Raw genomic sequence first — 24,149 nt, forward strand, 5'->3', positions numbered from 1 at the left:
CATCGGCTCTTATCGTCCCTGGTACATTTCCTCGTAATAGCGTTCGTATTCCCCGGAGGTGATATTGTCCATCCACGGCTGGTTGTCGAGATACCAGCGGACGGTCTTTTCGATCCCCTCCTCGAATTGCAGCGAGGGTTCCCAGCCTAATTCCTCGTTGAGTTTGCGCGAGTCGATGGCGTAGCGCAGATCGTGCCCCGCGCGGTCGGCGACGTAGGTGATCAGCTTCTCCGAAGCCCCCTCGGGACGCCCCAGCAGGCGGTCGGTGACCCGGATGACAACCCGTATCAGGTCGATGTTGCGCCACTCGTTGAATCCCCCGATGTTGTAGGTTTCGCCGTCGCGGCCCCGGTGGAAGATCGTGTCGATGGCCCGGGCGTGGTCCTCGACGTAGAGCCAGTCGCGGACATTTTCGCCCCGGCCGTAGACCGGCAGCGGTCTGTTGTGGCGGATGTTGTTGATGCACAGCGGGATGAGCTTTTCGGGGAACTGGCAGGGCCCGTAGTTGTTCGAGCAGTTGGTGACTACTGTCGGCAGCCCGTAGGTGTCGTGGAACGCCCTGACGAAATGGTCCGACGAGGCTTTCGACGCCGAATAGGGGCTGTGGGGGTCGTAGCGCGTCTCCTCGGTGAAGAGTCCGCCACCCAGCGGCAGGGCCCCGTACACCTCGTCGGTCGAGATGTGGTAGAAGCGCTTGCCCTCCCATGCGCCGTTCCAGGCTTCCCTGGCGGCTTGCAGAAGCGTGAGCGTTCCCAGGACGTTGGTCCGTGCGAAAGTGAACGGATCGCGGATCGAACGGTCCACGTGGCTCTCGGCCGCGAGGTGGATCACGCCGTCGATGGCGTGTTCCGCGAACAGCGCGCGCACGGCGTCGTAGTCGCAGACGTTGCCCCGGACGAAGGTATAGTTGGGGGCGTCCTCGATGTCGCGGAGGTTGGCGAGGTTGCCCGCATAGGTCAGCAGGTCGAGATTGACGATCCGGTAGTCGGGATATTTCGTGACGAACAGCCGCACGACGTGCGAGCCGATGAATCCGGCGCCGCCGGTTATGAGGATGGTGCGTTTCATGGTTGCATCGTTTTCAGACAATATAGCAGCGACTCCCGCCAGTGGGGGATTTCGATGCCGAACGTCGTTTTGAATTTGCCCTTGTCGAGGACCGAGTAGGCCGGGCGGGGGGCCTTGGTGGGGTACTCCGCCGTGCGGCACGGCTCGATACGGCATTTGTCGTGCCCGGCCGCCGCGGCGATCTCCACGGCGAAGTCGTACCAGGAGCAGACGCCCTCGTCCGAGAAGTGGTATAGTCCTTCGTGACCGCGCAGCTGTCCGCCCTCGATCACCGAGAAGATTCCCAGCGCGAGGTCTCCGGCGTAGGTCGGGGTTCCGATCTGGTCGAAGACCACCTTCAGCGACTCCCGTTCGGCCGTCAGCCGCAGCATCGTTTTCAGAAAATTATTCCCGAATGCCGAGTAGAGCCACGCCGTGCGCAGAATCAGATAGCTGCATCCCGACGCCTCGACGGCCTGTTCCCCGGCGAGTTTCGTGCGGCCGTAGACGCTCAGCGGCGCCGTCGGAGCCTGCTCGGTGTAGGGTGTGTGGGCCCTCCCGTCGAATACGTAGTCGGTCGAAATGTGGATCAGCGTGGCTCCCGTGGCCGCTGCCGCCGCCGCGAGGTTCGCAGGGGCAAGGCGGTTCAGGAGATCTGCCGCTGCCTCGTTCTCCTCGGCGCGCTCCACATCGGTGTAGGCCGCGCAGTTGACGATCGCTTCGGCGCGGGTCTGCTCCGCGGCCCGGCGAACGGCCCCGGCGTCGGTAACGTCGAGCTCCGATGCGTCGGTGAAGATGTAATTGTTGGGCGATACGGCGCCCAGACGCTGCATTTCGCTGCCCAGTTGTCCGTTGGCGCCCGTTACTAATATGTTCATGGTTTTCGGTATTCAAACAGTTCTTCGGCCTCGGCCAGCGTCTGACGGCGGCGGTCCTTCTCCGAGAGGACGACGGCGTCGGCCGGAAGCCGCCAGTCGATGCCCAGCGCAGGGTCGTCCCACGCGATGCCGCCCTCGCTCGCAGGGTCGTAGTAATTGTCGCATTTGTACTGGAACACGGCCTCGCCGCTCAGCACGGCGAATCCGTGTGCGAATCCGCGGGGGATGAAGAGCTGGCGGCGGTTTTCGCCCGAGAGCTCCGCCGCGACGTGGTGTCCGAAGGTGGGCGACCCGCGGCGGATGTCCACCGCCACGTCGAGCACCGTGCCCGAGACCACACGCACCAATTTGGCCTGCGCGGCTTCTCCGCGCTGGAAATGAAGCCCCCGGATGACGCCGTAACACGATTTCGACTCGTTGTCCTGCACGAAGTCCACCGCGCCTGCGGCCTCCTCGAAACGCCGCCGGGAGAAGCTCTCGAAGAAATAGCCCCGGGCGTCGCCGAACACCTCGGGTTCGAGGATCAGCACCCCTTCGATGTCGGTTCGGTATATTTTCATCGGTGTTCGTCGATAAGTTTGAGCAGGTATTGCCCGTACTGGTTTTTGAGCATCGGCGCAGCCAGCTCGCGGACCTTCCCGGCCGTGATCCAGCCGTTGCGGTAGGCGATGCCTTCGAGACAGGCGATTTTGAGCCCCTGCCGCTTTTCGATCACCTCCACGAAGATCGAAGCCTCGGCCAGCGAATCGTGCGTGCCCGTGTCGAGCCATGCGAAACCCCGCTGGAGGGGCTGCACCTTCAGCTCCCCAGCGGCAAGGAACGCCTGGTTCACCGAGGTGATCTCCAGTTCGCCGCGTGCCGAGGGCCTGATCGACTTGGCCACCCGGACCACCTTGTTGGGGTAGAAGTAGAGCCCCACGACGGCATAGTCGGATTTCGGATGCGCGGGTTTCTCCTCGATCGAGAGGCAGTTGCCCGCCGCGTCGAACTCCGCCACGCCGTAACGCTCGGGGTCCTCGACGCGGTAGCCGAAGATGGTCGCCCGGTTCTGCTCCTCGGCGCTGCGGACCGCTTCGCGGAGCATCCCCGTGAAGCCCGCCCCGTGGAAGATGTTGTCGCCCAGCACCAGACATACCGAATCGTCGCCGATGAACTCCTCGCCGATCAGGAATGCCTGCGCCAGTCCGTCGGGCGAGGGCTGTTCGGCATAGGAGAGGCGCACGCCGTAGTCCGAGCCGTCGCCCAGCAGGCGGCGGAAGGCCGGCAGGTCGGCCGGTGTCGAGATGACGAGTATGTCGCGGATGCCGGCGAGCATCAGCGCCGACAGCGGGTAATAAACCATCGGTTTATCGTAGATCGGGAGCAGCTGTTTGCTGACACCCTTGGTTATCGGATAGAGGCGCGTTCCCGAGCCTCCCGCCAAGACAATGCCTTTCATATCGTTGCGTGTTGATCACTCCCCGCGGTTCGCGCACAGGGGGAATTTCAGTCGAAGGTACGGCTTTTTTGCGAATTTCCGGTATTCAGGGGCCGACTTTTTTAATTGATTCCGTTGTGCAGGAGAGGGTGCGGACGGATATGCGGCTTTGAACCTGCCGTTGAAAACGCCGCTTCGCTCACAGCTTGATGGTCTTCGTGATGCCGACCTCCTCGGCGAAGCGGCTGTCGTGGGTGACCAGCAGCAGCGTGCCCCGGTAGCTGCGGATCGTGTCGGTCAGGATGCCGAGGCTTTGCAGATCGAGGTTGTTTGTCGGTTCGTCGAGGATGAAGAGGTCCGGCACGTGGTTTCCGATCATCAGGCAGCAGAGGTTCAGCCGCATCCGTTCGCCGCCGCTGAGCGTGTCGCACGCCTTGTCCCACGTTTCGGCGGGGAACAGCGCCCGGTGGAGCCGCATTTTCAGTTCGTGGTCTTCGAGGTGGCTGCGGTTGTACGCCTGCGCGGTTTCCAGCACCGTCGCCGGGGTGTCGAGACGGCTGTATTCCTGATCGAGGCAGACGTACGAAAATTCGCTCCGGCGGATTTCGCCCGCCGTGGGCTGCAATTCCCCGGTCAGCAGCTTGACGAAGGTGGTCTTGCCCGCTCCGTTGCCGCCCCGCAGGCGGATGCGCTCCCCGCTGCGAATCGCCGCGTCGAGGGGTTCGGGCCAGAGCGGCCTGCCTCCGGGGTAGGCGAAATCGACGCCCCGGAACTCCGCCAGCAGCTTGCCGTCGTGGAGCTGCGCATCGTCGAAATCAATCCGCAGCAGGCATTCGCGCTGCTGCCGGGCGCGCAGTCCGGCGATCTTCTCGCTGTCGCGGCCGATGATCTCGGCGTGCTGGTTCCGGAGGCGCGAGGCCGTCCGTTCGCCGCTGTCCTTCAATCCTTTGCGCAGGATGCGCGGAGCCTGGTCCTTTTTCCTTTCGCCCTGCGCCGCACGTTTTTCCTGCCGCTCGCGGATCTCCTGCGCCCTTCTGCGGGCTTGTTTCAGGGCGCTCTGCGCGGCGTCGATACGCTGTTCGAGGGCCTGCCGTTCGATTCGTTTCTGCTCCCGGTAGAAATCGTAGTTTCCGCCGTAGCGTTTCAGCCCCAGCGGCGAGAGCTCGTAGGTCGTTTCCAGCAGGTTCAAAAGCGTGATGTCGTGGCTCACGACCACCACGGTGGCCCGCGTGTCGCGGACGAAGGCGCAGAGCTGCCGCCGCCCCTCCTCGTCGAGGTGGTTGGTCGGTTCGTCCAGCAGGAGTATTTCGGGTTTGCGGAGCGACGCTCCCGCCAGCAGGAGTTTGGTCCTCTCCCCGCCGCTCAGGGTGTCGGCCGGGGTGTCCGGCCCTACGCGGTGGAGCCCCCAGCCGTCGAGCGCCGCACGGCATTTCGCTTCGATCTCCCAGTCGTCGCCCAGCGTGTCGTAATGGACCGGATCGGTGCTTCCGGCGCAAATGGCTCGCAGGGCCGCGATCTTTTCGGCAGCGCCCAGCGCCTCGGCGACGCTCAGGCCCGCCAGGTCGGGCTGTTGGGGGACATAACAGGGACGTGCGGCGCAGGCGACGCTGCCCGACACGGGCGTGAGTTCGCCGGCCAGCAGTTTCAGAAGCGTGGATTTTCCTGTTCCGTTGTTGCCGACGATGGCTGCCTTTCCGCCCGGCGGCACGGAAAATCGGATCGCTTCGAACAGCGACTGCCGGTTGGTATAGCGATAGGAGAGATCGCAGACGACGATATGCATGAATACACAATAAAATGGGGGTCTTGCGTGAAGACCGGTTAAACCGATGTTTCGTTCCGGGCGGATACGGCGTCGGTCCGACTGACCCCGATCCGTTTATTGTCGTATTCTCATCGCAGTGATTAATTGGTGGCGGCGCAAAGATACGGATAATTTCGGAAATTCCGCACCTTTGCGCCGTCTTTTGTCCCGGGAGCGCCTTACAGGGCTTTCAGCCGGTAGTCCCCGGCTTCGGCGACGGTCCGTTGCAACTCTTCGTCGGAGTACGTGCGGCCCGTGAACCGGACCTCGGCCGCCGGCGGGTCGAGCGTGACCGATGCCGATACGCCTTCCAGGGCGTTGAGCGCTTTTTCCACGTGCATGCGGCAATGGTTGCACATCATGCCTTCCACTCGATACTTTTTCATAGCAGGTTGTTTTTTATCGGTTTTTTCCTTGTGCAGTTTCGCACGTTTCAGACGCAGGCTGTTGCCCACCACGCTGACGCTGCTCATCGCCATCGCGGCCCCCGCGATCATGGGGTCGAGCTGAACCCCCAGCAGCGGATAGAGCGCCCCGGCGGCCACGGGCACGCCGATCAGGTTGTAGACGAACGCCCAAAAGAGGTTCTGACGGATGGTGCGCACCGTGAGGCGCGAAAGGCGGATGGCTTCGGCGATCTTCGTGAGGTCCGACGAGATGATCGTCACCGGGGCTGCCTCCATCGCAATATCGCTGCCGCGCCCCATGGCGATTCCGAGGTCGGCCCGGGCCAGCGCCGCGCTGTCGTTGATGCCGTCGCCCGCCATGGCCACCGTGTGCCCCTCTTCCTGAAGCGCGCGGATGAATGCCTCCTTTTGGTGGGGGAGCACTCCCGTGCGGTAGTTGTCGATGCCTGCCTTGCGGGCCACCTCGCGGGCGGCCGCCTCACCGTCGCCGGTGAGCATCCAGACCGCGATGCCCTGTTCGCGCAGCTCCCGGACAGCCTCCGCCGACCCCTCTTTCAGACGGTCGGTGATCCCCGCCACGGCCAGCGCCCGCTGCGCGTTGGCGAACCAGACGACGGTTTTGGCCTCCCCGGCTATCCGCTCCGCCGCCGTGCGGAGCTCTTCGCCGACGGCGATGCCGTGTTCGTCGAGCAGGGTTTTGTTTCCGGCGTAGTAGGTACGTCCGCCGACGGTGCCGCTCACGCCCCGTCCGGTAATGCTCTCGAACTCCTCGACTGTCACCGGGGCGCACCCTTCGAGATGCGCGGCGACGGCTCCGGCCAGCGGATGTTCCGAAAGTTTTTCGAGGGCGCAGAGAGTCTCCCGGTGCGTGTCGCCGCCCTCGGCCCACACGAGGTCCGTCACCTCGGGACGCCCTTCGGTCAGCGTTCCGGTCTTGTCCAGCACCACGACATCGACCCGGACGGCCGTTTCGAGGCTCTCGGCGTCCTTTATCAGAATGCCGTTCTCGGCCCCTTTGCCGATTCCGGCCATGATGGCCGTGGGCGTCGCCAGCCCCAGGGCGCAGGGGCAGGCGATGATGAGCACCGTGACCAGCGCCAGCAGTCCGTGCGAAAATCCGTTCTCCGGGTCCAGCAGCACCCACGCCGCGAACGAGACGAGGGCGATGCCGATGATCACGGGCACGAAGATGCCCGCGATGCGGTCCACGAGCTTCTGCACCGGGGCTTTGCTGCCCTGCGCCTCCTGCACCAGTCGGATGATCTGCGCCAGCAGGGTTTCGCTCCCGATCTTCGCAGCCGTGAAGCGGAAACTTCCCCGTTGGTTGACGGTTCCGGCGAACACCGCGTCCCCGGGGCCTTTGGCTGCCGGCACGGGCTCTCCGGTGAGCATGCTTTCATCGACATAGGAACTGCCCTCGGCGACGGTTCCGTCCACGGCGATCCGTTCGCCGGGACGTGCCAGCAGCAGGTCGCCGGGCCGGATTTCGGCGATCGCGACCTCGTGCTGCCCTCCGTTCGGCGCGATGCGGACCACCGTCGTGGGCTGAAGTCCCATCAGCTTGCGGATGGCCTCCGAGGTGTGGTCGCGGGCGCGGGCTTCGAGCAGGCGTCCCAGCAGGATGAAGGCGATGATGACGCTCGCCGCCTCGAAATAGACGTGGGGATGGATGCCCCGGGCCTCCCAGAATCCGGGAAAGAGCATGTTCGCCACGCTGAAAAGATAGGCGACTCCGGTGCTTCCGGCCACCAGCGTGTCCATGTTGGCCGAACCGCGGCGGAGCTGCCGCCAGGCGTTGACGAAGAAATCGCGTCCCAGCACGAATACCACCGGCGTTGACAGCAGCCACATGAACTCCTCGGCATAGGGCATTCCCATCCAGAACATCCCCACGACGACCACCGGCACCGACAGGGCTATGGCCCACACCGTGCGGCGTTTCAGCGAACGATAGCGTTCGCCCGCGGCCTTTTCGGCCTCCCGGGCGGCATCCCCGGCTCCGACGATCAGATCGTAACCCGCCTGCCGCACGGCCTCCCGCAGGGCGGCGGGGGAGCATTGCGCGGGGTCGTACTCCACCAGGGCGGTCGCCGCCGCGAAATTCACCGCGGCCCGGCTCACGCCCGGAACGCTGTTCAGAACTTTGTCCACCTTCGCCGCGCACGCCGCACAACTCATGTCGGTGACCGGGAAGGTCTGTTTTTCGCTGTGGTTTTCCATCTCCGTTACCTTGTTCGTGCTTCGTTGCAAAGGTAACGCCACGGGGCCGCGGAGCCGTTACAGAATTATGGAATAGATTTACAAGATTCCGACCGCTACACCTTGTCGAGGGGTTTCCGGTCGCCTTCGGACTGCTCGCTGAGGTGGGCGGCGCTCGAATAGTTCATCAGGTCGGCGATTTCGCCGAGCGACAGCTCGCCGTAGGCCAGCAGCTCTTTCACCCGCTCGATCTTCTGGGCGATGAAGTATTTTTCGACGGTCGTTCCGGTCGTCTCGGAAAAAAGTTTGCTGATCTGGCTGTATTCGTGTCGGGTGATTTCGGACAGCCGGTTGGAGAGATTGACTCGCAGGGCCCCGTTGTCGCGGTGCACCAGCCGGATGATCTCGGTCTTCACTTGCTCGACGATCCGCTGCCGGGGTTCGTCGAGGAGTTCGAATCCCAGCTCCCGCAGCCGTTCGCCCAGCCGTTTCCGCAACTCTTCCGCCACCGGAGCCGCCGTGCGCACCACGCCCAGCTCGACGGAGCGGGTTTCGATGCCGAGTTCCGCGAACAGCTCCCGCACGACCATCCGGCAGCGGTCGCACACCATGTTGCGGATATATATGGGTTCGTTCGTCTCCATCACTCGATCGTCAGATCCTCCGGACGGACTTTGGGAACGTAGTGCGTGCCGCCCTCGCGGTAGTAGGCGCGGTCGCCGTCCGCACCGATCGGCACCAGTTCGATCTTCTCGATGCCCCGGCCGATGGCGAGGATCAGCAGCGGCTCCCACTCCAGCCCGAACTCCTGCCGGATGCGCTCCTTGTCGAAAGCCCCGATGCAGATGCCGTTCAGCCCGATTTCCGCGGCTTGCAGCAACATGCTTTGAGCCGAGATGCCGAGGTCGATGTCCACGTAGCGGTCCTCCGCTGCGGTCGAACAGACGATGATGAAGGCGTTGGGCTCGGTGCCCGGCAGGGGGAGATGCAGGTGGGGCAGGGCCCCTCCGAGACGGATGTGCGCCAGCACCTTCTGCGCTTCGCCGGACAGCACGGGGCGGAACCTCAGCACCTGCTGGTTGCGTGCCGAGGGGATTTTGGCGTTTACGGCGATGATGCGCCGGAGCTGGTCTTCGCGGACGATGAAGTTCGCGTCGTAACCGCGGTGGCTGCGGTTTTTCAGCAGCAGTCGGCTGAGCGTCGCCAGGGGCCTGCGGCTGCCTTGTGCGGCCGCCGTCCGGGCCCGGTACTCCTCCATTTTCCGTTCCAGATAGTTGTCTGCCATGATTCGTTTCCGTTAGTCGAAGCAAAGATAGTACAAACCGGGTATAAAGACAAAAAAAGCGGCTGTCGTGCGACAGCCGCTTTTTTCCGTGAACCCGCTGGGGCTCGAACCCAGGACCCCAACATTAAAAGTGTTGTGCTCTACCTGCTGAGCTACGGATTCTCCGTGTGCCAAATAGGAATCGCTTCCGTTTTGGTGGTGCAAATGTACGGATTTATTTTTAATTTGCAACACCTGACCTGCAAAATTTGCGCAAAACCTGCTTTTTCGTGTTTCGGTCCGCCGGGACCGTGAAAATTGCTGCGCCGATTTTGATTTGCCGAAATAAAAAGATATTTTTGTAGGCGTTAACGCGAAATTAACTCTAAAATTCCAATAATTCTATGTGTAAAGCGCTGATTATCGGTGCGGGAGGCGTCGGCACCGTGGTGACCCAGAAGATCGCTGCCAATCCCGTGTTTACGGATGTGATGCTGGCCAGCCGCACCAAATCCAAATGCGATGCCGTGGCGGCCGCCATCGGCGGCAATCGCGTGAAGACCGCCGAGGTCGATGCCGACAACGTGCCGCAGCTCTGCGAACTTTTCCGCGCGTTCAAACCCGACATCGTGGTCAACGTGGCGCTGCCGTATCAGGACCTGACGATCATGGACGCCTGCCTCGAATGCGGCTGCAACTACCTCGATACGGCCAATTACGAGCCCAAGGACGAGGCGCATTTCGAATACTCGTGGCAGTGGGCCTATCAGGACCGCTTCAAGGCCGCGGGTCTCACGGCGATCCTCGGCTGCGGTTTCGACCCGGGCGTTACGGCCATCTTCACGGCCTATGCCGCCAAGCACCATTTCGACGAAATCCACTATCTCGACATCGTCGATTGCAACGCCGGCAATCACGGCATGGCCTTCGCCACGAACTTCAACCCCGAGATCAACATCCGCGAGGTGACCCAGAAGGGCCGTTACTACGAGAACGGAGAGTGGGTCGTGACCGAGCCGCACGAGATCCACAAGCCGCTCAGCTACCCGGGCATCGGCGAGCGCGAGTCGTACGTGATCTATCACGAGGAGCTGGAGTCGCTCGTCAAGAACTATCCCACGATCAAGCGGGCGCGCTTCTGGATGACTTTCGGACAGGAGTATCTGACGCACCTGCGCGTGATTCAGAATATCGGCATGGCGCGCATCGACCCGATCATCTACAACGGCGTGGAGATCGTCCCCATCCAGTTCCTCAAGGCGGTGCTTCCCGATCCCAAGTCGCTGGGCGCCAACTATCACGGGCAGACCTCGATCGGCTGCCGCATCAAAGGCGTCAAGGACGGCAAGGAGCGCACGTACTATATTTATAACAACTGCGACCACGAGGAGGCTTTCCGTCAGACCGGGACGCAGGCCGTGTCGTTCACGACGGGCGTTCCGGCGGCGCTGGGCGCTTCGATGTGGGCCAAGGGGCTGTGGCGCGGCGCCGGGGTGTTCAACGTCGAGGAGTTCGATCCCGATCCGTTCCTCGCCGAGCTGGGCGAGCAGGGGCTTCCGTGGCACGAGTTGTTCGACGTGAACCTGGAGGTCTGATTTCCCGGTTCTCGAATAAAAAATTGCGGATGCGTTTTACGTGTCCGCAATTTTCATTATATTTGCCTTGGAAACCAACTTATTTCAGCCTATGGTATAACCCAAATGAATTTCGATCGGGACGCCCGGACATAGGCGTCGAACATATAAAAGCGCATCGGCTTTTTTCTTACTCGCGAAAATTGGACACTTTCAGGATAGTAAGGAACAAAGGTTGATGCTCGCGCTGTTTTTCAGCGTGGGCATTGTCTTATATCCTGCTATCTGGGTCGTCCAATACCTCGCGAGTGGATATAATGATATGTCCACGTTTTTTTTATTGAACCAATCAATCGTTTATTATGAAAAGGTACATTTTGCTTGTCTTTTGCATCCTCCTGGGATTCGTCTATTTTTTCATACCGTTGGCCTACGTCGAAGGTGTCGTTGGGAACGGTGGGGCATATGGTTTCGGTCGCTACATTGAAATCAGCAATGCCAAAGGCGATGCCGTAGTGATGGTTGCTTTGCTGACTTCGCTGCTGTCCTATTTTCTGATTTTTGCGGCATTGCTGTTCCGATGGATTCGGGCCGCCAAATGGCTGAGCGTGCTGGCGCTCGTTTCTCCGGTTGCTGCGTTGTTCCAGCTCGATTTCGTAAGCGGCGTAAATTATGCCGGAGCGTTCGTTTACGTTTTGTTGAGTGTCGTGTTTTTTATTCTCTGTTTGACACTTAGATCCTCTGACAGGGAGCCGAAATAGCTCGTGTTATCCGGGCGAGTAGGTATAAATACCTATTTTTGCGTGAAATCATCGGACGGGCGTCGCTCCGTGCCGATGATTTTGCTATTTTTGCAACTGTTTTGGACGTTTTCGCTGAACGAGGGCGGAACCGGGCTTGCCCGGATTGTGCCGAGTGGAGAAAACGAAGGATGAAATCCAACTAAAAACGATTCGATGATTGACTTTCTGAAACTGCCGTCGCCGTGCTACGTCCTCGACGAGAAACTGCTCGATGCGAACCTCGGGACGATCGACCGCGTGCGCCGGGAATCGGGTGCCGAAATTATCGTGGCCCTGAAGGCTTGCGCCATGTGGAGCGTCTTTCCCGAACTGGCGCGGCACTCTGACGGTGCGACTGCGAGTTCCGCCGCCGAGGCGCGCCTTGTTTTCGAGGAGTTCGGAAAGCCCGCCCACACCTACGCCCCGACCTATACGGACCGCAATATCGACGAGATACTGCGTTGCAGCGACCATATCACCTTCAACTCCGTCTCCCAGTTCGAACGCTTCGGACAGCGGGCCCTTATCAGCGGCCTTTCGTGCGGCCTGCGGATCAATCCGCAGTATTCGCCCGTCGAAACGGACCTCTACAACCCCTGCGTTCCCGGCTCGCGGCTGGGCGTCACGGCCGAACAGCTGGCGGCGCACGGCGGACTTCCGGCGGGCATCGAGGGGCTGCATTTCCACGTCCTCTGCGAATCGCGCCCGGAACACCTGCGGAAAGCGCTGGAAGCCGTCGAGACGCATTTCGGGGCGTACCTCGATCGGATAAAGTGGCTCAATATGGGCGGCGGCCATCTGATGACCGCCTCGTGGTACGACTGCGACGAACTGATCGCCGTTCTGAAAGATTTCAGGTCCCGGCATCCGCACCTGCGGCTGATTCTCGAACCCGGCAGCGCCTTCACGTGGCGCACGGGCTATCTGGTTTCGACCGTCGAGGATGTGGTCGAGAACGGCGGGGTGCATACGGCCATGCTCGACGTGTCGTTCGCCTGCCACATGCCCGACTGCCTCGAAATGCCTTACAAACCGGCCATCGTCGGGGCGCACGAGCCCGCCGAGGGGGAGAAGCGCTGGCGTATGGGCGGCACGAGCTGCCTCGCGGGCGATTTTTACGGCGACTGGGCTTTCGACCACGATCTGAAGGTGGGGGAGCGCATCGTCTTCGAGGACATGATCCACTACACGATGGTCAAGACCACGATGTTCAACGGCGTCCAGCACCCCGCGATCGTCATTGCACGCCGTGACGGACGTGTCGATGTCATCCGCGAGTTCGGCTACGAAGATTTCAGAAACCGCATGTCGTAAACAATACAAACAACGATAAATGAAAGATTTTACACCTACTTCCTACACCTTGGAGTGCGTCGCCACGGGGCGCGAATTCGAGGACACCGGCTGGATGCTCGCCGATCCGCAGTACAAGGAACCGTCGCTCGTCCGCGCCAAATACGCCCGCAAACAGCTCGACGTGAAGCCCGCCGAGTGGGGGCTCTACCGCTTCTGCGACTGGCTGCCCGTGCGGCGCATCCTCAAGGGCTCGTCGGCTCCCGTGACCTACAAGAGCAAGGGGCTGGCCAAGCACCTCGGGTTGGAAAACCTCTGGATCACCTTTAACGGCTACTATCCGGCCATCGGAGCCACGATGACTACGTGTTCTTTCAAGGAGACCGAAGCCTATTCGGTCTGCGGCCGCGCCGCTGCCGACGAACAGCGCGTGCTGGTCGTGGCCTCGGCCGGAAACACGGCCCGCGCCTTCGCCAAGGTCTGCTCCGACAACAACATCAAGTTGCTGTTGTCGGTTCCCTACGACAATATCGACGCACTGTGGTTCGACGAACCGCTGAACCCCTGCGTGAAACTCATTTCGTGCGACAAGGGGGGCGATTATTTCGACGCCATCTACCTGAGCGACCTGGCGTTGAAAGGCCCGGGCTTCTATGCCGAGGGCGGGGCCAAGAACATCGCGCGCCGCGACGGCATGGCTTGCACGGTCCTCTCGGCCGTGACGACCATCGGCCGCATTCCCGACTATTATTTTCAGGCCGTGGGCAGCGGTACGGGAGCCATCGCCGCCTGGGAGGCCAACATGCGCCTGATCGAGGACGGCCGCTTCGGCACGAACACCATGAAGATCATGGTGTCGCAGAACGCGCCGTTCGTCCCGATGTACGACGCTTGGCGGGCCGATTCGCGCAAGATGCTGCCGTACGACGCCGACAAGGCGCGCCGCGATGCGGAGATCATCGACGCTAAGGTGCTGTCGAACCGCCGTCCGCCCTACGCCATCGCCGGCGGACTCTACGACGCGCTGAAAGCCACCGGCGGCGAGTTCTTCGTAGCCACGAACGCTATGGCCCGCAAGGCCCGCAAGCTCTTCCACGACCTCGAAGGCGTGGACATCTATTCGGCGGCCGGAGTCGCTACGGCGTCGCTCATCAACGCTGTCGCTGCCGGAAAGATCGAGAAGGACGCCACCGTCATGCTCAACATCACGGGCGGCGGCGAGGAGCACTTCAAGGAGGGCAAGGAGCTCTGGTACCTCAAGCCGAGCCACGTCTTCCCGCTCGACCCCGACCCTGCGAATGTGGTGGAGACGGTCGAGGCATTGTTCAACTGACGCTTCAGATCAACCGGGTTATGAAAAAGATTGTCATCGTTTTGGCTTTCGCAGCGGCGGCTGTTTCGGCCGCTGCCCAGACGCAGCCGGAGGTGTCGTCCAAGCGTTTCGCCGATGCCGTGAACCATTGGAACAAGGAGCACGGCAAGCAGACTTACGAACGCTACACGCCCGACCAGTTCCGCGGGATCGCCGACAATATCGTGGCTTACCAGAACGCCGACGGCGGCTGGCCCAAGAACCTCGACATGATGGCGAAACTCGATCCTGATTCGGTGAAAGCCTCCCTCAAGCCGCGCCACCGGCTTTCGACGCTCGACAATGCCAATGTCTACACGCAGGTCGAGTATCTTTCGAACGTTTTTCTGCTGACGGGCGACAGCGTTTACTGCCGATCCGCCCGCCGGGGCATGGAGTACATGCTTGCGACGCAATACTCCAACGGCGGCTGGCGGGGATGGGACGCCGACGCAGTGACCTTCAACGACGGCATCATCTGCGGCGTGCTTTCGACCTGGCAGGAGGTGCTCGCTGGAAAACCCCTCTATGCGTGGGTGGACGACGGTCTGAAAGCCCGGATACAGGCTTCGTGGGACCGGGGCATCGACCTGATCCTCAGAACTCAATGGGTGCAGGCGGGCGTGAAGACCGTCTGGGCTCAGCAGTACGACCACGAAACCCTGCAACCCGTCAAGGCCCGGGCTTATGAACTCCCGGGGCTGTCGGCTTCCGAGAGCGCCGACATCGTGATGCTGCTGATGCGCATCAAAAAGCCGTCGCCCGAGGTCGTCGAGGCCGTCGAGGCCGCCGCCGCATGGTTCGACCGCACGAAGATCACGGGCAAAAAGGTCGAGACCGTTTCGGTGCCCGAAGGGTTGGAAGAGGATCGGAAGATCAAAAAGGACCGGATTTTGGTCGATGATCCCGATGCCGCCCCGATTTGGCCGCGTTACAGCGAGTTGTCCGATAACCGGCCTTTCTTTGCCACGCGCGAGGGGGTGAAGGTCTACGATCTGCGCGAAGTCCCCGCCGAGCGGCGCGTGGGCTATTCGTGGTACGGAACGTGGGGCGGCAAGGTGCTGAAAAAATATCCCGAGTGGCATCGGAAACTCGGAAAATAGCCGCGCTTCGGGCGCAACTTCTCAAAACGGGTCCCAAGGACCCGTTTTTCGTCTGTGTGGCTATGCCTTGGATCTTCCTGCCCGGCAAAATGCGAGCGAGCTTGCTTTTGCGCTCGCTTATCCGTATCTTTGCGGCGGCTTGAGCCGAGGGGTGCAGCCGGACCGGCTCGAACCGCTGTTTTTTATTAACCCAAATTTCAAACACATGGAAAACATCCAGGCAAAACAATGCCCCGCTACTCACTGGCGGCGTTGGAACCGCAAGGGCTGGTCGGTCTTTGCGAGTCTGCGCCGCTGCTGGGCGATCGGGGTTCTCTCCGTCGGGATGTCGATCCTGTTGCTTGCGACGCAGGGTGCGTCCGCGCAGAATGCCGATACGGCCGCTGTCCTCAAAACGTGGAGGATACGGGAGGTCGGCATCACGGGGAGCCAGACGGCTCCCGTGCGCAGCGCCCAGTCGCACACCCCGCTTTTCGACCGGAAAGCTCAGGCCCCGGCGCCTGTCCAGACTCTGGAAGCCGCCCTGCGCCTCGCTCCTTCGGTCGATGTCCGCGAGCGCGGAGGCAAGGGAGCACAGGCCGACATCTTCATCCGGGGAGGCTCTTTCGACCAGACCATGGTCCTTCTCAACGGCATCGACTTCACCGATGCACGCACCGGACACCAGTCCCACGCGCTGCCCGTCGATCTCGACTGCATTTCGTCCGTCGAACTGCTCGACGGTGTGCCGGGCGTCGGCGCCTATGCCGGGGCGGTGAACATCCGCACCGCGCCGCTGCGGCCCACCTACCTGCGCTTCGAGGGTTCGGGCGGCCAGTACGGCTATGCCTATGCCAACCTCTCGGGAGCGGTGACCTCGGGCCGTTTTTCGGTGCTCGGGGCGGCCTCTTACCGCCGCAGCGACGGCTACCGGCACAACACCGATTTCTCGAATTACAACGCTTTCGTGCGTGCGACCTGCGACGGCGGGCCGGCCGGGTTCTTCGACCTGCAAGCCGGGTGGCAGGACCGCGATTTCGGCTCCAACGGCTTTTATGCGGCTTACAATCCCGACCAATGGGAGCACACCGCAACGGCGCTGGCGTCGTTGCGGTGGCTGAAGACCGCGGGCCGCTTCTCGCTGGGAGCCGCCGTGAGCTACCGCAAGAATTTCGACCGCTACGACTGGACGCGCGGAACGGCGATGAACCGTCACAACACGGACAATGCGGGTGCGAAAGCGTGGGCCGACTGCGATTGGGCGGCGGGTAAGACCTCGCTGGGCGCCGACTGGGCCTTCAACCATATTTACAGCACGAATCTGGGCGAGAAACTCGCGGTTCCCGAAGGGCACTACACCCACGCCAAGGCGCGCCATACGGGCAACATCTGGCTGCGGCACGCGAAGGAGTGGCGGCATTTCGATGCGGCCGCTTCGGCGGGCGTCAGCCTCACACCCTACGGCACATCGGCGTTGTGGAGCCTTTCGGCCGGGTGGACGCCCGTCGAGGAGCTGCGCGTCGGCGCAGGGGTGTGGCAGTCGATGCGCCTGCCGACCTTCACGGACCTCTACTACACGTCGCCGGCCCAGATCAACAATCTTGATCTCGTGCCGGAACACGCTGTGACATACCGTATCGGCGCCGATTATCTCAAGCATTGCTGGAACATTTCGGCGCAGGTTTACTACCGGGCCGGACGCGACATCATCGACTGGGTGTGGCGCGAGGATATGGGCGACAAATGGCACTCCGAGCAGTCGAGCCGTCTCGACACTTTCGGGGCCGAGCTGGCGGGCGGCTACGCCTCGGCGGAAGGCTTCCTGCGGCGCGTGACGCTCTCCTACGGCTACATCACGACCGACCGCAACGCGGATGTCATCGCCCGGAGCGCTATGGACTTCATGCGCCACAAGGCGGCATTGGCCGTCGAGGTGCGTTTCCTGCGGCGGATGTCGCTGGCGCTGACCGGCTCGGTCTACGACCGCAACGGCAGCTACACCCACTATCCGGTGGCGGGGGATGCCTCCGTCACCGAGGTCCGCAGCTACGAGCCCTATTTCCTGCTCGACGGGCGTCTGTCGTGGGAGAAGGGTATCTGCCGGCTCTATGTCGATGCCACGAACATCACCGACACCCGTTACTGCGACATCGGCGGCATTCGTCTGCCGGGTTTCTGGTGTACGGGCGGGGTGGTGCTGACCATCGGCCGCTGATTCTTTCCGGGCCGCGGACTTTTGTGAAACGCGGCTCTTCCCGGCTGCAACCGAGGGTTCGGCGCATCGCGCCGAACCCTTTCTGTTTTTTGCCGGATTGCCGGGAAGCCGGCATGCGAAGGGTACGATGTCGTGACGGAGACCTCGCCGTTTTGGCCGGAGCTTCGGCGGCCGTGCGGAAAAACGCCTCCGGGAGGTACGGAATGCGGATATATTGCTTACTTTTGCGGTCGTAAACGGAATCGTATGAATCGTGTCGAAGGTATTCTTTGGGCGGCCCTCTCGTCATCGACTTTCGGACTGGCTCCGCTGTTCACCCTGCTGCTGATCGGCGCGGGGTATTCGTCGTTTGAGGTGCTGACCTACCGCTGGGGCGTGGCGTCGCTCTGCTTGGCAGCCTACGGCGTGGCGACGGGGTGCAGTTTCCGGCTCGGCGGGCGTCAGCTGGGCACGGTGTTCCTGCTGAGCCTTTTCCGGGCCGCCACGTCGCTGAGCCTGGTGATCGCCTACCAGAACATCGCCAGCGGGATGGCTTCGACGATCCATTTCATGTATCCGCTGGTCGTGGCGCTGGCCATGATGTGCTTCTTCCGCGAGCGCGGCTCGGTGTGGACCTTCGCCGCCGTCGGCCTGTCGATCGTCGGGGCCGTGCTGCTGTCGCAGGGAAACGCTGGATTCGCACGCGGAAACACGACGCTGGGCATCGTGTCGTCGGTGGTGTCGGTCGTGGCCTACGGCGGCTACATCGTGGGCGTGCGTAAGAGCCGCGCCGTGGAGATCGACTCCACGGTGCTGACCTGCTATGTGATGGCTTTCGGTGCGCTGATGTTCATCGTCGGCGGATGTTTCACGGGCGGCATCCGTCTTGAAACCGATCCGCATACGTGGCTCTATATCCTCGGCATCGCCCTGCCCGCGACCGCCGTGTCGAACATGGCGCTGGTGCGGGCCATCAAGTGCATCGGGCCGACGCTGACCTCGATTCTCGGCGCTATGGAGCCGCTGACGGCCGTGGTGATCGGGGTGTGGGTCTTCGGCGAGCCCTTCACGGCGCAGGGGGCGGGAGGCATTCTGCTGATCGTCGCGGCGGTGACGACGGTGGTTCTGCACAGCCGGCGGGCCTGACGAAAAATCCCGGAGCGACGAGCTCCGGGATTCTTGTTTCACAGCGTGAAGGTCATGGCGATCGGGTAATGGTCCGAGATGAACGGCGCCCCGTAGTTGCCGTCGAGCGTCGTGAAACTCAGGCACCTGAGCTTGCCCCGCCAGTAGAGGTGGTCGATCACGATCGTGTCGGGGGCCGAGCCGAATCCGTTGAAGGTCCCTTTGCCGTCCGTCTTCGGCGCCTTGTCGCGGACCGATTTCATGTATTTGGCCAGCGGTCTGAAGATCGGGCTGTCAACCGGGGTGTTGAAATCTCCGCCCAGCACGGCCGTGCCCTTCGGGCCTGCTATGCGTTGTATCTCGCCGACGATCAGTTTGACGGACTCTTCGCGGGCGATCTTGCCGCGGTGGTCGAGGTGGGTGTTGAAGTAGAAAAACTCCTTGCCCGAATTTTTGTCGCGCAGTTCGACCCATGTCATCGTGCGGTTGCAGGCGCCGTCCCAGCCCCGCGACACCTCGGCAGGGGTTTCGCTGAGCCACAGCGTGCCGCTGTCCACCAACTCGAAGCGGTCGCGGAGGTAGTAGATCGCCATGATCTCGCCGCCTTCGGCTCCGTCGTCGCGTCCCACGCCGACACGGGCGTACTGCGGGCATTCGGTGTCGATGTATTGCAGCTGGTCGATCAGCCCCTCCTGCACGCCGAATACGTCGGGCGCCTCCTGCCGGATCATCTGCGGCGTGGCGTGGCGGCGTTTCATCCAGGCGTTGTCGCCGTCCCGGGCGCCGCTGTTGCGCAGGTTGTAGGAGATCAGTTTGATCGGCCGCGGGCCGTCGCCGGCGATTGCCGGCATGGAAAAACAGGCTGCGAGGAGCAGCAGAAGTGCGGTTTTTTTCATTATCGTAGAGTTAGTGCTTTTTTCAGTCGTTCGAGCCCGTCGGCCAGCAGCGTCCGCGGGCAGGCGATGTTCAGGCGGATGAATCCCTCGCCCGCCGCGCCGTAGATCGACCCGGGGTTGACGAAGAGGCGTCCGTCGGCGAGCAGCCGCGCCGCAAGCGCCTCCGAGGTCATGCCTGCGGCGCGGCAGTCGATCCACGCCAGATAGGTGCCTTCGAGGGGCAGCACGGGGTATTGCGGCAGTTCCCGGGCGAGGAAGTCCCGCAGGAAGAGGTAGTTTTCGTAGAGATAGGCGTTGAGCGCGTCGAGCCACTCGGCGCCCTCGTCGTAGGCCGCCGTAAGGGCTTCGATGGCGAAGGGGCTGATCTCTCCCGTTTCATTCAGCGCGAGCGCCTGGCCGATGCGCTCCCGGATTGCGGCATCCGCGGCGAAGATGTTGGCCACTTGCAGTCCTGCGAGGTTGAAAGCCTTGCTCGGGGAGGTGCAGGTGACCGAGCGGCGTGCGAATTCGTCCGAAAGCGAGGCGAAGGGCGTATGGCGGAATCCGGGCATGATGAGCTCGCAATGGATTTCGTCGGCGACGACGAAGACATCGTTGCGCAGGCAGATCTCGCCGATGCGCCGCAGTTCCTCCGGTGTCCAGACGCGCCCCGCAGGGTTGTGGGGATTGCAGAGAATCATCAGCTTCACCGCCGGATCGGCGGCCGTGCGTTCCAAAGCGTCGAAATCAATCGTGTAGGTGTTGTCGCGGCAGGTCAGTTCGCATTCGGCGGCCGCGCAGCCGCTGTTGGCGACGGAGATGAAGAAGTGGTTGTAGACGGGAGTTTGCATCAGCACCTTGTCGCCCGGGCGGGTCAGCGCCCGGAGGATGGCCGAGAGGGCGGGAATCACGCCGGTCACAGGGCGTATCCATTCGCGCGCGGGAGCCCATCCGTGCCTCCGTGCGAACCAGCCCGTAATTGCCGCATAGTAGCTCTCCGGGACCTTCGCATAACCGAAGATGCCGTGTTCGACCCTGCGGCGAAGTGCCTCGACGACGGCCGGGGCCGTCCTGAAATCCATGTCCGCCACCCACATCGGCAGGATGTCGTCGGCGGGTTTCTCGTCCCACTTCAGCGAGTGCGTGCCCCGCCGCGGGATCGGTTCGTCGAAATCGTAGTTCATCATACTATGTAATACGCAGAATTGCCACCGAAGGTTTCAGCGGCTGTTTTTATTTCCGTTTTTCGTTCCGCGCGATGGCGGGGTGTCGCTGAAATGATATATATTTGTGCCGGGAACGACTCTCGAAGACTATGGCAAAGATTCTGATTATCGACGACGAACAACAGCTGCGCGGGCTGCTGGCCCGGATCATCTCGCTCGAAGGGTACGATGTGACGGAAGCCGCGGACTGCGCCTCGGGGCTGAAAGCGCTCCGCCGCTGCGATCCCGACGTGGTGCTGTGCGACGTGAAGCTGCCCGACGGCAACGGCGTCGAGATGGTGGCGAAGATCAAGGAGACCGCACCGTCGGCCGAAGTCATCCTGCTGACGGCTTACGGCAACATCCCCGACGGGGTGCAGGCCATCAAGAACGGCGCCTTCGACTACATCACCAAGGGCGACGACAACAACAAGATTCTGCCCCTGCTGAGCCGTGCCGTCGAGAAGGCCCGGATGCAGCGGCGGCTGGCCCGCATCGACGACTCCCTGTCCGAACAGCACTCGTTCGACCGGGTCATCGGCCGTTCGGAATCCCTGCGCCGGGCCGTGGAACTGGCCCGCAAGGTCGCCGCCACGGACACCTCGGTGCTGCTCACGGGCGAAACGGGAACCGGCAAGGAGGTCTTCGCCCAGGCCATTCATCACGCCAGTCCGCGGGCCCGGGAGGCTTTCGTCGCGGTCAATTGTTCGGCCTTTTCGAAGGAGCTGCTCGAAAGCGAGCTGTTCGGCCACCGTGCAGGCAGTTTCACGGGAGCCGCCAAAGATAAGAAAGGACTCTTCGAAGAGGCCGACAAAGGCACGCTGTTCCTCGACGAGATCGGGGAGATGCCTGCCGAATTGCAGGCCAAACTGCTGCGGGTGCTCGAAAGCGGGGAGTTCATCAAGATCGGCGAAACACGCCCCACGCGGGTCGATGTGCGTCTGATCGCCGCCACGAACCGCGACCTCGAACGGGAGATCGCCGCAGGCGGTTTCCGCGGGGACCTCTTTTTCCGGCTGTCGGTCTTCCGTATCCAGCTGCCGCCGCTGGCAGAACGTCGGGGCGACATTCCCGAATACGTCCGCTTCTTCGCGACGCAGTTCGCTGCCAAAATGGGCAAACGCATCGACACGATCGACGACCGCTACATCGCGGCCCTCGAACGCCATCCCTGGCCGGGCAACGTCCGCGAACTGCGCAATGTCGTGGAGCGCAGCATGATCATGGCCGACGGCAACAGTCTCACGTTCGACTGCCTCGCCCCCGAGTTTCACACGGCGGCCGTCGGCTGTGCGCCCGATTCGCTGACGCTCGAAGACCTCGAACGCCGCCACATTCTCCGGGTGCTGGACCACACCGGGGGTAACAAGGCCGAAGCCGCCCGTCTGCTGGGCATCGGTATCGCCACGCTCTACCGCAAACTCGAAAGCTACGGGGTGAAATAACCCTCCGGGCTTTTCATTTCGAGAGGGCCGCCTTATCAAAATGATAGGGCGGCCCTCCTTTTTCGTGCGCATCGAAAAATCGCAACCGGTTATCCGAGAGCGACTTGCATCCGAAACTGCGGTTTTGGCACCGCCTTCGTATGCTATCCGGGCAAACCGAACGAGGAATTCGACATGGCAACTTTGATAACCATACTGCTGATCGCGCTGTTTTGCGGCGCCATGTTGCTGCTGGACCGGATGCTGTGCGGTTATGTAAAAATGATGTCTAACTCAAAAAAAACGAAGCGATGAACGCAATCGTACTTTTCATTCTGCTCTGCGCCCTGGGGGCGTTGTGCTACTGGTTCTATTTCAAATGTGTGGATTGGTTCGAAAAAATCTGAAGGAAAAATGTTTACAGGACTGCTTATTCTGAGCATTGTCGGATTCATCTATCTGATGTACGTGCTCGTAAAACCCGAAAAATTCTGATTGTCTGACCCGTAAAAAAAGCGAATAAATGAATACGGAAATTTTAGGCGTGATTTTGCAATGGGTGGCTCTGGCGGTGCTCTGCTATCCGCTGGGGCGCTACATCGCCAAAGTCTACCGCGGCGAGCGCACCTGGCTCGACTTCATGGCTCCGCTCGAAAGGGGCATTTACAAGGTCTGCGGCATCGATCCCTGCGAGGATATGGACTGGAAGAAGTTCCTCAAGGCTCTGCTGATGGTCAACCTCTTCTGGTTCTTCTGGGGCATGGTGCTGCTCTGCTGCCAGAGCTGGCTGCCGCTCAATCCCGACGGCAATGCCAACCAGACGCCCGATCTGGCGTTCAACACCTGCATCTCGTTCATGGTCAACTGCAACTTGCAGCATTACAGCGGAGAGAGCGGGCTCACTTATTTCACGCAGCTGTTCGTGATCATGCTCTTCCAGTTCATCACCGCGGCGTGCGGCATGGCCGCCATGGCCGGCATCATGAAGGCGCTGGCGGCGAAGACCACGAAAGCCATCGGCAATTTCTGGGTTTATCTGGTCAGGAGCACGACCCGCATCCTGATGCCCCTGTCGCTTCTGGTCGGCATCCTGCTGGTGATCAACGGCACTCCGATGTCGTTCGACGGCAAACAGACCATCACGACGCTCGAAGGCGCCGAGCAGGTCATCTCGCAGGGCCCTACGGCAGCCATCGTGCCGATCAAACAGCTGGGTACCAACGGCGGCGGTTACTTCGGCGTCAACTCCTCGCATCCGCTCGAAAATCCCAACGCCTTCACGAACATTCTGGAGTGCTGGTCGATTTTGATTATCCCGATGGCGATGGTCTGGGCTTTCGGCTTCTACATCCGTCGCCGCAAGCTGGCCGCCTGGATCTTCGGCGTGATGCTCTTCGCCTTCACGGCAGGTATTTTCGTCTCCGTTCCGCAGGAGATGGGCGGCAACCCCAATATCGACGAAATGGGCATTGCGCAGGATCTGGGCTCGATGGAGGGCAAGGAGATCCGCATCGGTTCGGCCGCATCGGCCATGTGGGGCATGGTGACGACCGTCACGTCGAACGGCTCGGTGAACTCGATGCACGACTCGCAGACCCCGCTCAGCGGCATGATGCAGATGCTCAACATGCAGATCAACTGCTGGTTCGGCGGCGTCGGAGTGGGGTGGATGAACTACTTCGCCTTTCTGATCATCGCCGTCTTCATCAGCGGACTGATGGTGGGCCGCACGCCCGAATTCCTCGGCCACAAGGTCGAGGCGCGCGAAATGAAGATCGCCACGCTGGTCGTGCTGATGCATCCCTTCCTAATTCTCGTCGGTACGGGCATTTCCGCCGCCGTGGCCGCCGCGAACCCCGAAATAGGGTGGCTGAACAACCCCTCGTTCCACGGACTGAGCGAAATGCTCTACGAGTACACCTCGGCCGCCGCGAACAACGGCTCGGGCTTCGAGGGACTCGGCGACAACACGCCGTTCTGGAATATCATGACCGGCATCGCCCTGATCATGGGCCGCTATTTCCCGATCGTGGGCCAGGTTGCCATCGCCGGCCTCCTCGCCTCGAAGAAATTCATTCCCGAGAGCGCCGGAACGCTGAAAACCGACACGTTCACCTTCTCGCTGATGACCTTCGCCGTCATCATCATCGTGGCCGCCCTTTCGTTCTTCCCGGCACAGGCTCTGGGTCCCATCGCCGATTATTTAAGTTTCTAATTCGGATTTGAAA

20 protein-coding genes and 1 tRNA gene are annotated in these 24,149 nt (G+C 61.8%); 10 read left to right on the forward strand and 11 right to left on the reverse strand.

Annotation, left to right across the window (positions count from 1 at the left end; genetic code table 11):
• Positions 1-9: 9 nt before the first annotated feature.
• The 9 genes from rfbB to NQ519_RS14490 all read right to left on the reverse strand — a co-directional run bounded on the left by rfbB (position 10) and on the right by NQ519_RS14490 (position 9,199).
• On the reverse strand, positions 10-1,068 hold the full coding sequence (gene rfbB / locus NQ519_RS14450; protein WP_019150448.1) for a dTDP-glucose 4,6-dehydratase: 1,059 nt from the start codon (positions 1,066-1,068) through the stop codon (positions 10-12).
• Entirely contained in the window at positions 1,065-1,925 is an 861-nt protein-coding gene (gene rfbD, locus NQ519_RS14455; protein ID WP_019150447.1) for a dTDP-4-dehydrorhamnose reductase, read from the reverse strand. Before rfbD ends, rfbB begins: the two co-directional genes overlap by 4 nt.
• Positions 1,922-2,485, reverse strand: coding sequence for a dTDP-4-dehydrorhamnose 3,5-epimerase (gene rfbC / locus NQ519_RS14460; RefSeq protein ID WP_019150446.1), 564 nt, complete (start codon positions 2,483-2,485; stop codon positions 1,922-1,924). The genes rfbD and rfbC overlap by 4 nt, the downstream gene beginning before the upstream one ends.
• Positions 2,482-3,363, reverse strand: a complete 882-nt coding sequence (rfbA, locus tag NQ519_RS14465) for a glucose-1-phosphate thymidylyltransferase RfbA (RefSeq protein WP_026076457.1) — start codon at positions 3,361-3,363, stop codon at positions 2,482-2,484. The genes rfbC and rfbA overlap by 4 nt, the downstream gene beginning before the upstream one ends.
• A gap of 178 nt (positions 3,364-3,541) precedes the next feature.
• On the reverse strand, positions 3,542-5,125 hold the full coding sequence (locus NQ519_RS14470; RefSeq protein ID WP_019150444.1) for an ABC-F family ATP-binding cassette domain-containing protein: 1,584 nt from the start codon (positions 5,123-5,125) through the stop codon (positions 3,542-3,544).
• A 200-nt stretch (positions 5,126-5,325) separates the two neighbouring features.
• Positions 5,326-7,773, reverse strand: a complete 2,448-nt coding sequence (locus tag NQ519_RS14475) for a heavy metal translocating P-type ATPase (RefSeq protein ID WP_019150443.1) — start codon at positions 7,771-7,773, stop codon at positions 5,326-5,328.
• 95 nt (positions 7,774-7,868) lie between these two features.
• Positions 7,869-8,396 carry a helix-turn-helix domain-containing protein gene (locus tag NQ519_RS14480; protein ID WP_019150442.1) on the reverse strand — a complete coding sequence of 176 codons (528 nt, stop codon included), beginning with the start codon at positions 8,394-8,396 and terminating at the stop codon, positions 7,869-7,871.
• The gene (locus NQ519_RS14485; RefSeq protein ID WP_019150441.1) at positions 8,396-9,037 is read right to left on the reverse strand and encodes a nitroreductase family protein; all 642 of its coding nucleotides are present in this window, start codon (positions 9,035-9,037) and stop codon (positions 8,396-8,398) included. Before NQ519_RS14485 ends, NQ519_RS14480 begins: the two co-directional genes overlap by 1 nt.
• 89 nt (positions 9,038-9,126) lie before the next feature.
• Positions 9,127-9,199, reverse strand: a tRNA-Lys gene (locus tag NQ519_RS14490).
• A gap of 221 nt (positions 9,200-9,420) precedes the next feature.
• Between NQ519_RS14490 and NQ519_RS14495 the strand changes: the two genes are divergently transcribed.
• The 7 genes from NQ519_RS14495 to NQ519_RS14525 all read left to right on the forward strand — a co-directional run bounded on the left by NQ519_RS14495 (position 9,421) and on the right by NQ519_RS14525 (position 18,438).
• Entirely contained in the window at positions 9,421-10,611 is a 1,191-nt protein-coding gene (locus NQ519_RS14495) for a saccharopine dehydrogenase family protein (protein ID WP_019150440.1), read from the forward strand.
• Between the two features lie 341 nt (positions 10,612-10,952).
• Entirely contained in the window at positions 10,953-11,351 is a 399-nt protein-coding gene (locus NQ519_RS14500; RefSeq protein WP_019150439.1) for a hypothetical protein, read from the forward strand.
• A gap of 195 nt (positions 11,352-11,546) precedes the next feature.
• On the forward strand, positions 11,547-12,686 hold the full coding sequence (nspC, locus tag NQ519_RS14505) for a carboxynorspermidine decarboxylase (RefSeq protein WP_019150438.1): 1,140 nt from the start codon (positions 11,547-11,549) through the stop codon (positions 12,684-12,686).
• Positions 12,687-12,705: 19 nt separating this feature from the next.
• Entirely contained in the window at positions 12,706-13,998 is a 1,293-nt protein-coding gene (locus NQ519_RS14510) for a cysteate synthase (RefSeq protein ID WP_026076456.1), read from the forward strand.
• Positions 13,999-14,018: 20 nt separating this feature from the next.
• Positions 14,019-15,119 carry a pectate lyase gene (gene pelA / locus NQ519_RS14515; RefSeq protein WP_019150436.1) on the forward strand — a complete coding sequence of 367 codons (1,101 nt, stop codon included), beginning with the start codon at positions 14,019-14,021 and terminating at the stop codon, positions 15,117-15,119.
• Between the two features lie 205 nt (positions 15,120-15,324).
• Positions 15,325-17,313 carry a TonB-dependent receptor gene (locus NQ519_RS14520; protein WP_019150435.1) on the forward strand — a complete coding sequence of 663 codons (1,989 nt, stop codon included), beginning with the start codon at positions 15,325-15,327 and terminating at the stop codon, positions 17,311-17,313.
• 246 nt (positions 17,314-17,559) lie between these two features.
• Entirely contained in the window at positions 17,560-18,438 is an 879-nt protein-coding gene (locus NQ519_RS14525) for a DMT family transporter (protein WP_019150434.1), read from the forward strand.
• A 38-nt stretch (positions 18,439-18,476) separates the two neighbouring features.
• Here the strand turns inward: NQ519_RS14525 and NQ519_RS14530 are convergent, their stop codons facing one another.
• Together NQ519_RS14530 and NQ519_RS14535 are read right to left on the reverse strand one after the other, a co-directional pair.
• Positions 18,477-19,313 (reverse strand): endonuclease/exonuclease/phosphatase family protein, encoded by an 837-nt coding sequence (locus NQ519_RS14530; protein WP_019150433.1) that lies wholly within the window; start codon positions 19,311-19,313, stop codon positions 18,477-18,479.
• Positions 19,313-20,476: a MalY/PatB family protein gene (locus NQ519_RS14535; protein WP_026076455.1), complete on the reverse strand. Its 1,164-nt coding sequence runs from the start codon at positions 20,474-20,476 to the stop codon at positions 19,313-19,315. Before NQ519_RS14535 ends, NQ519_RS14530 begins: the two co-directional genes overlap by 1 nt.
• 131 nt (positions 20,477-20,607) lie before the next feature.
• On the opposite strand from NQ519_RS14535, the gene NQ519_RS14540 reads away from it, so the two are divergent.
• From NQ519_RS14540 to kdpA, 3 genes are all read left to right on the forward strand, one after another.
• Positions 20,608-21,942, forward strand: coding sequence for a sigma-54-dependent transcriptional regulator (locus NQ519_RS14540; protein WP_019150431.1), 1,335 nt, complete (start codon positions 20,608-20,610; stop codon positions 21,940-21,942).
• A gap of 393 nt (positions 21,943-22,335) precedes the next feature.
• Positions 22,336-22,416, forward strand: a complete 81-nt coding sequence (locus NQ519_RS14545) for a potassium-transporting ATPase subunit F (RefSeq protein ID WP_044118610.1) — start codon at positions 22,336-22,338, stop codon at positions 22,414-22,416.
• 28 nt (positions 22,417-22,444) lie between these two features.
• Positions 22,445-24,136, forward strand: coding sequence for a potassium-transporting ATPase subunit KdpA (gene kdpA / locus NQ519_RS14550; protein ID WP_026076454.1), 1,692 nt, complete (start codon positions 22,445-22,447; stop codon positions 24,134-24,136).
• Positions 24,137-24,149 lie beyond the last annotated feature (13 nt).

Source organism: Alistipes senegalensis JC50 (assembly GCF_025145645.1).
Lineage (GTDB): Bacteria > Bacteroidota > Bacteroidia > Bacteroidales > Rikenellaceae > Alistipes > Alistipes senegalensis.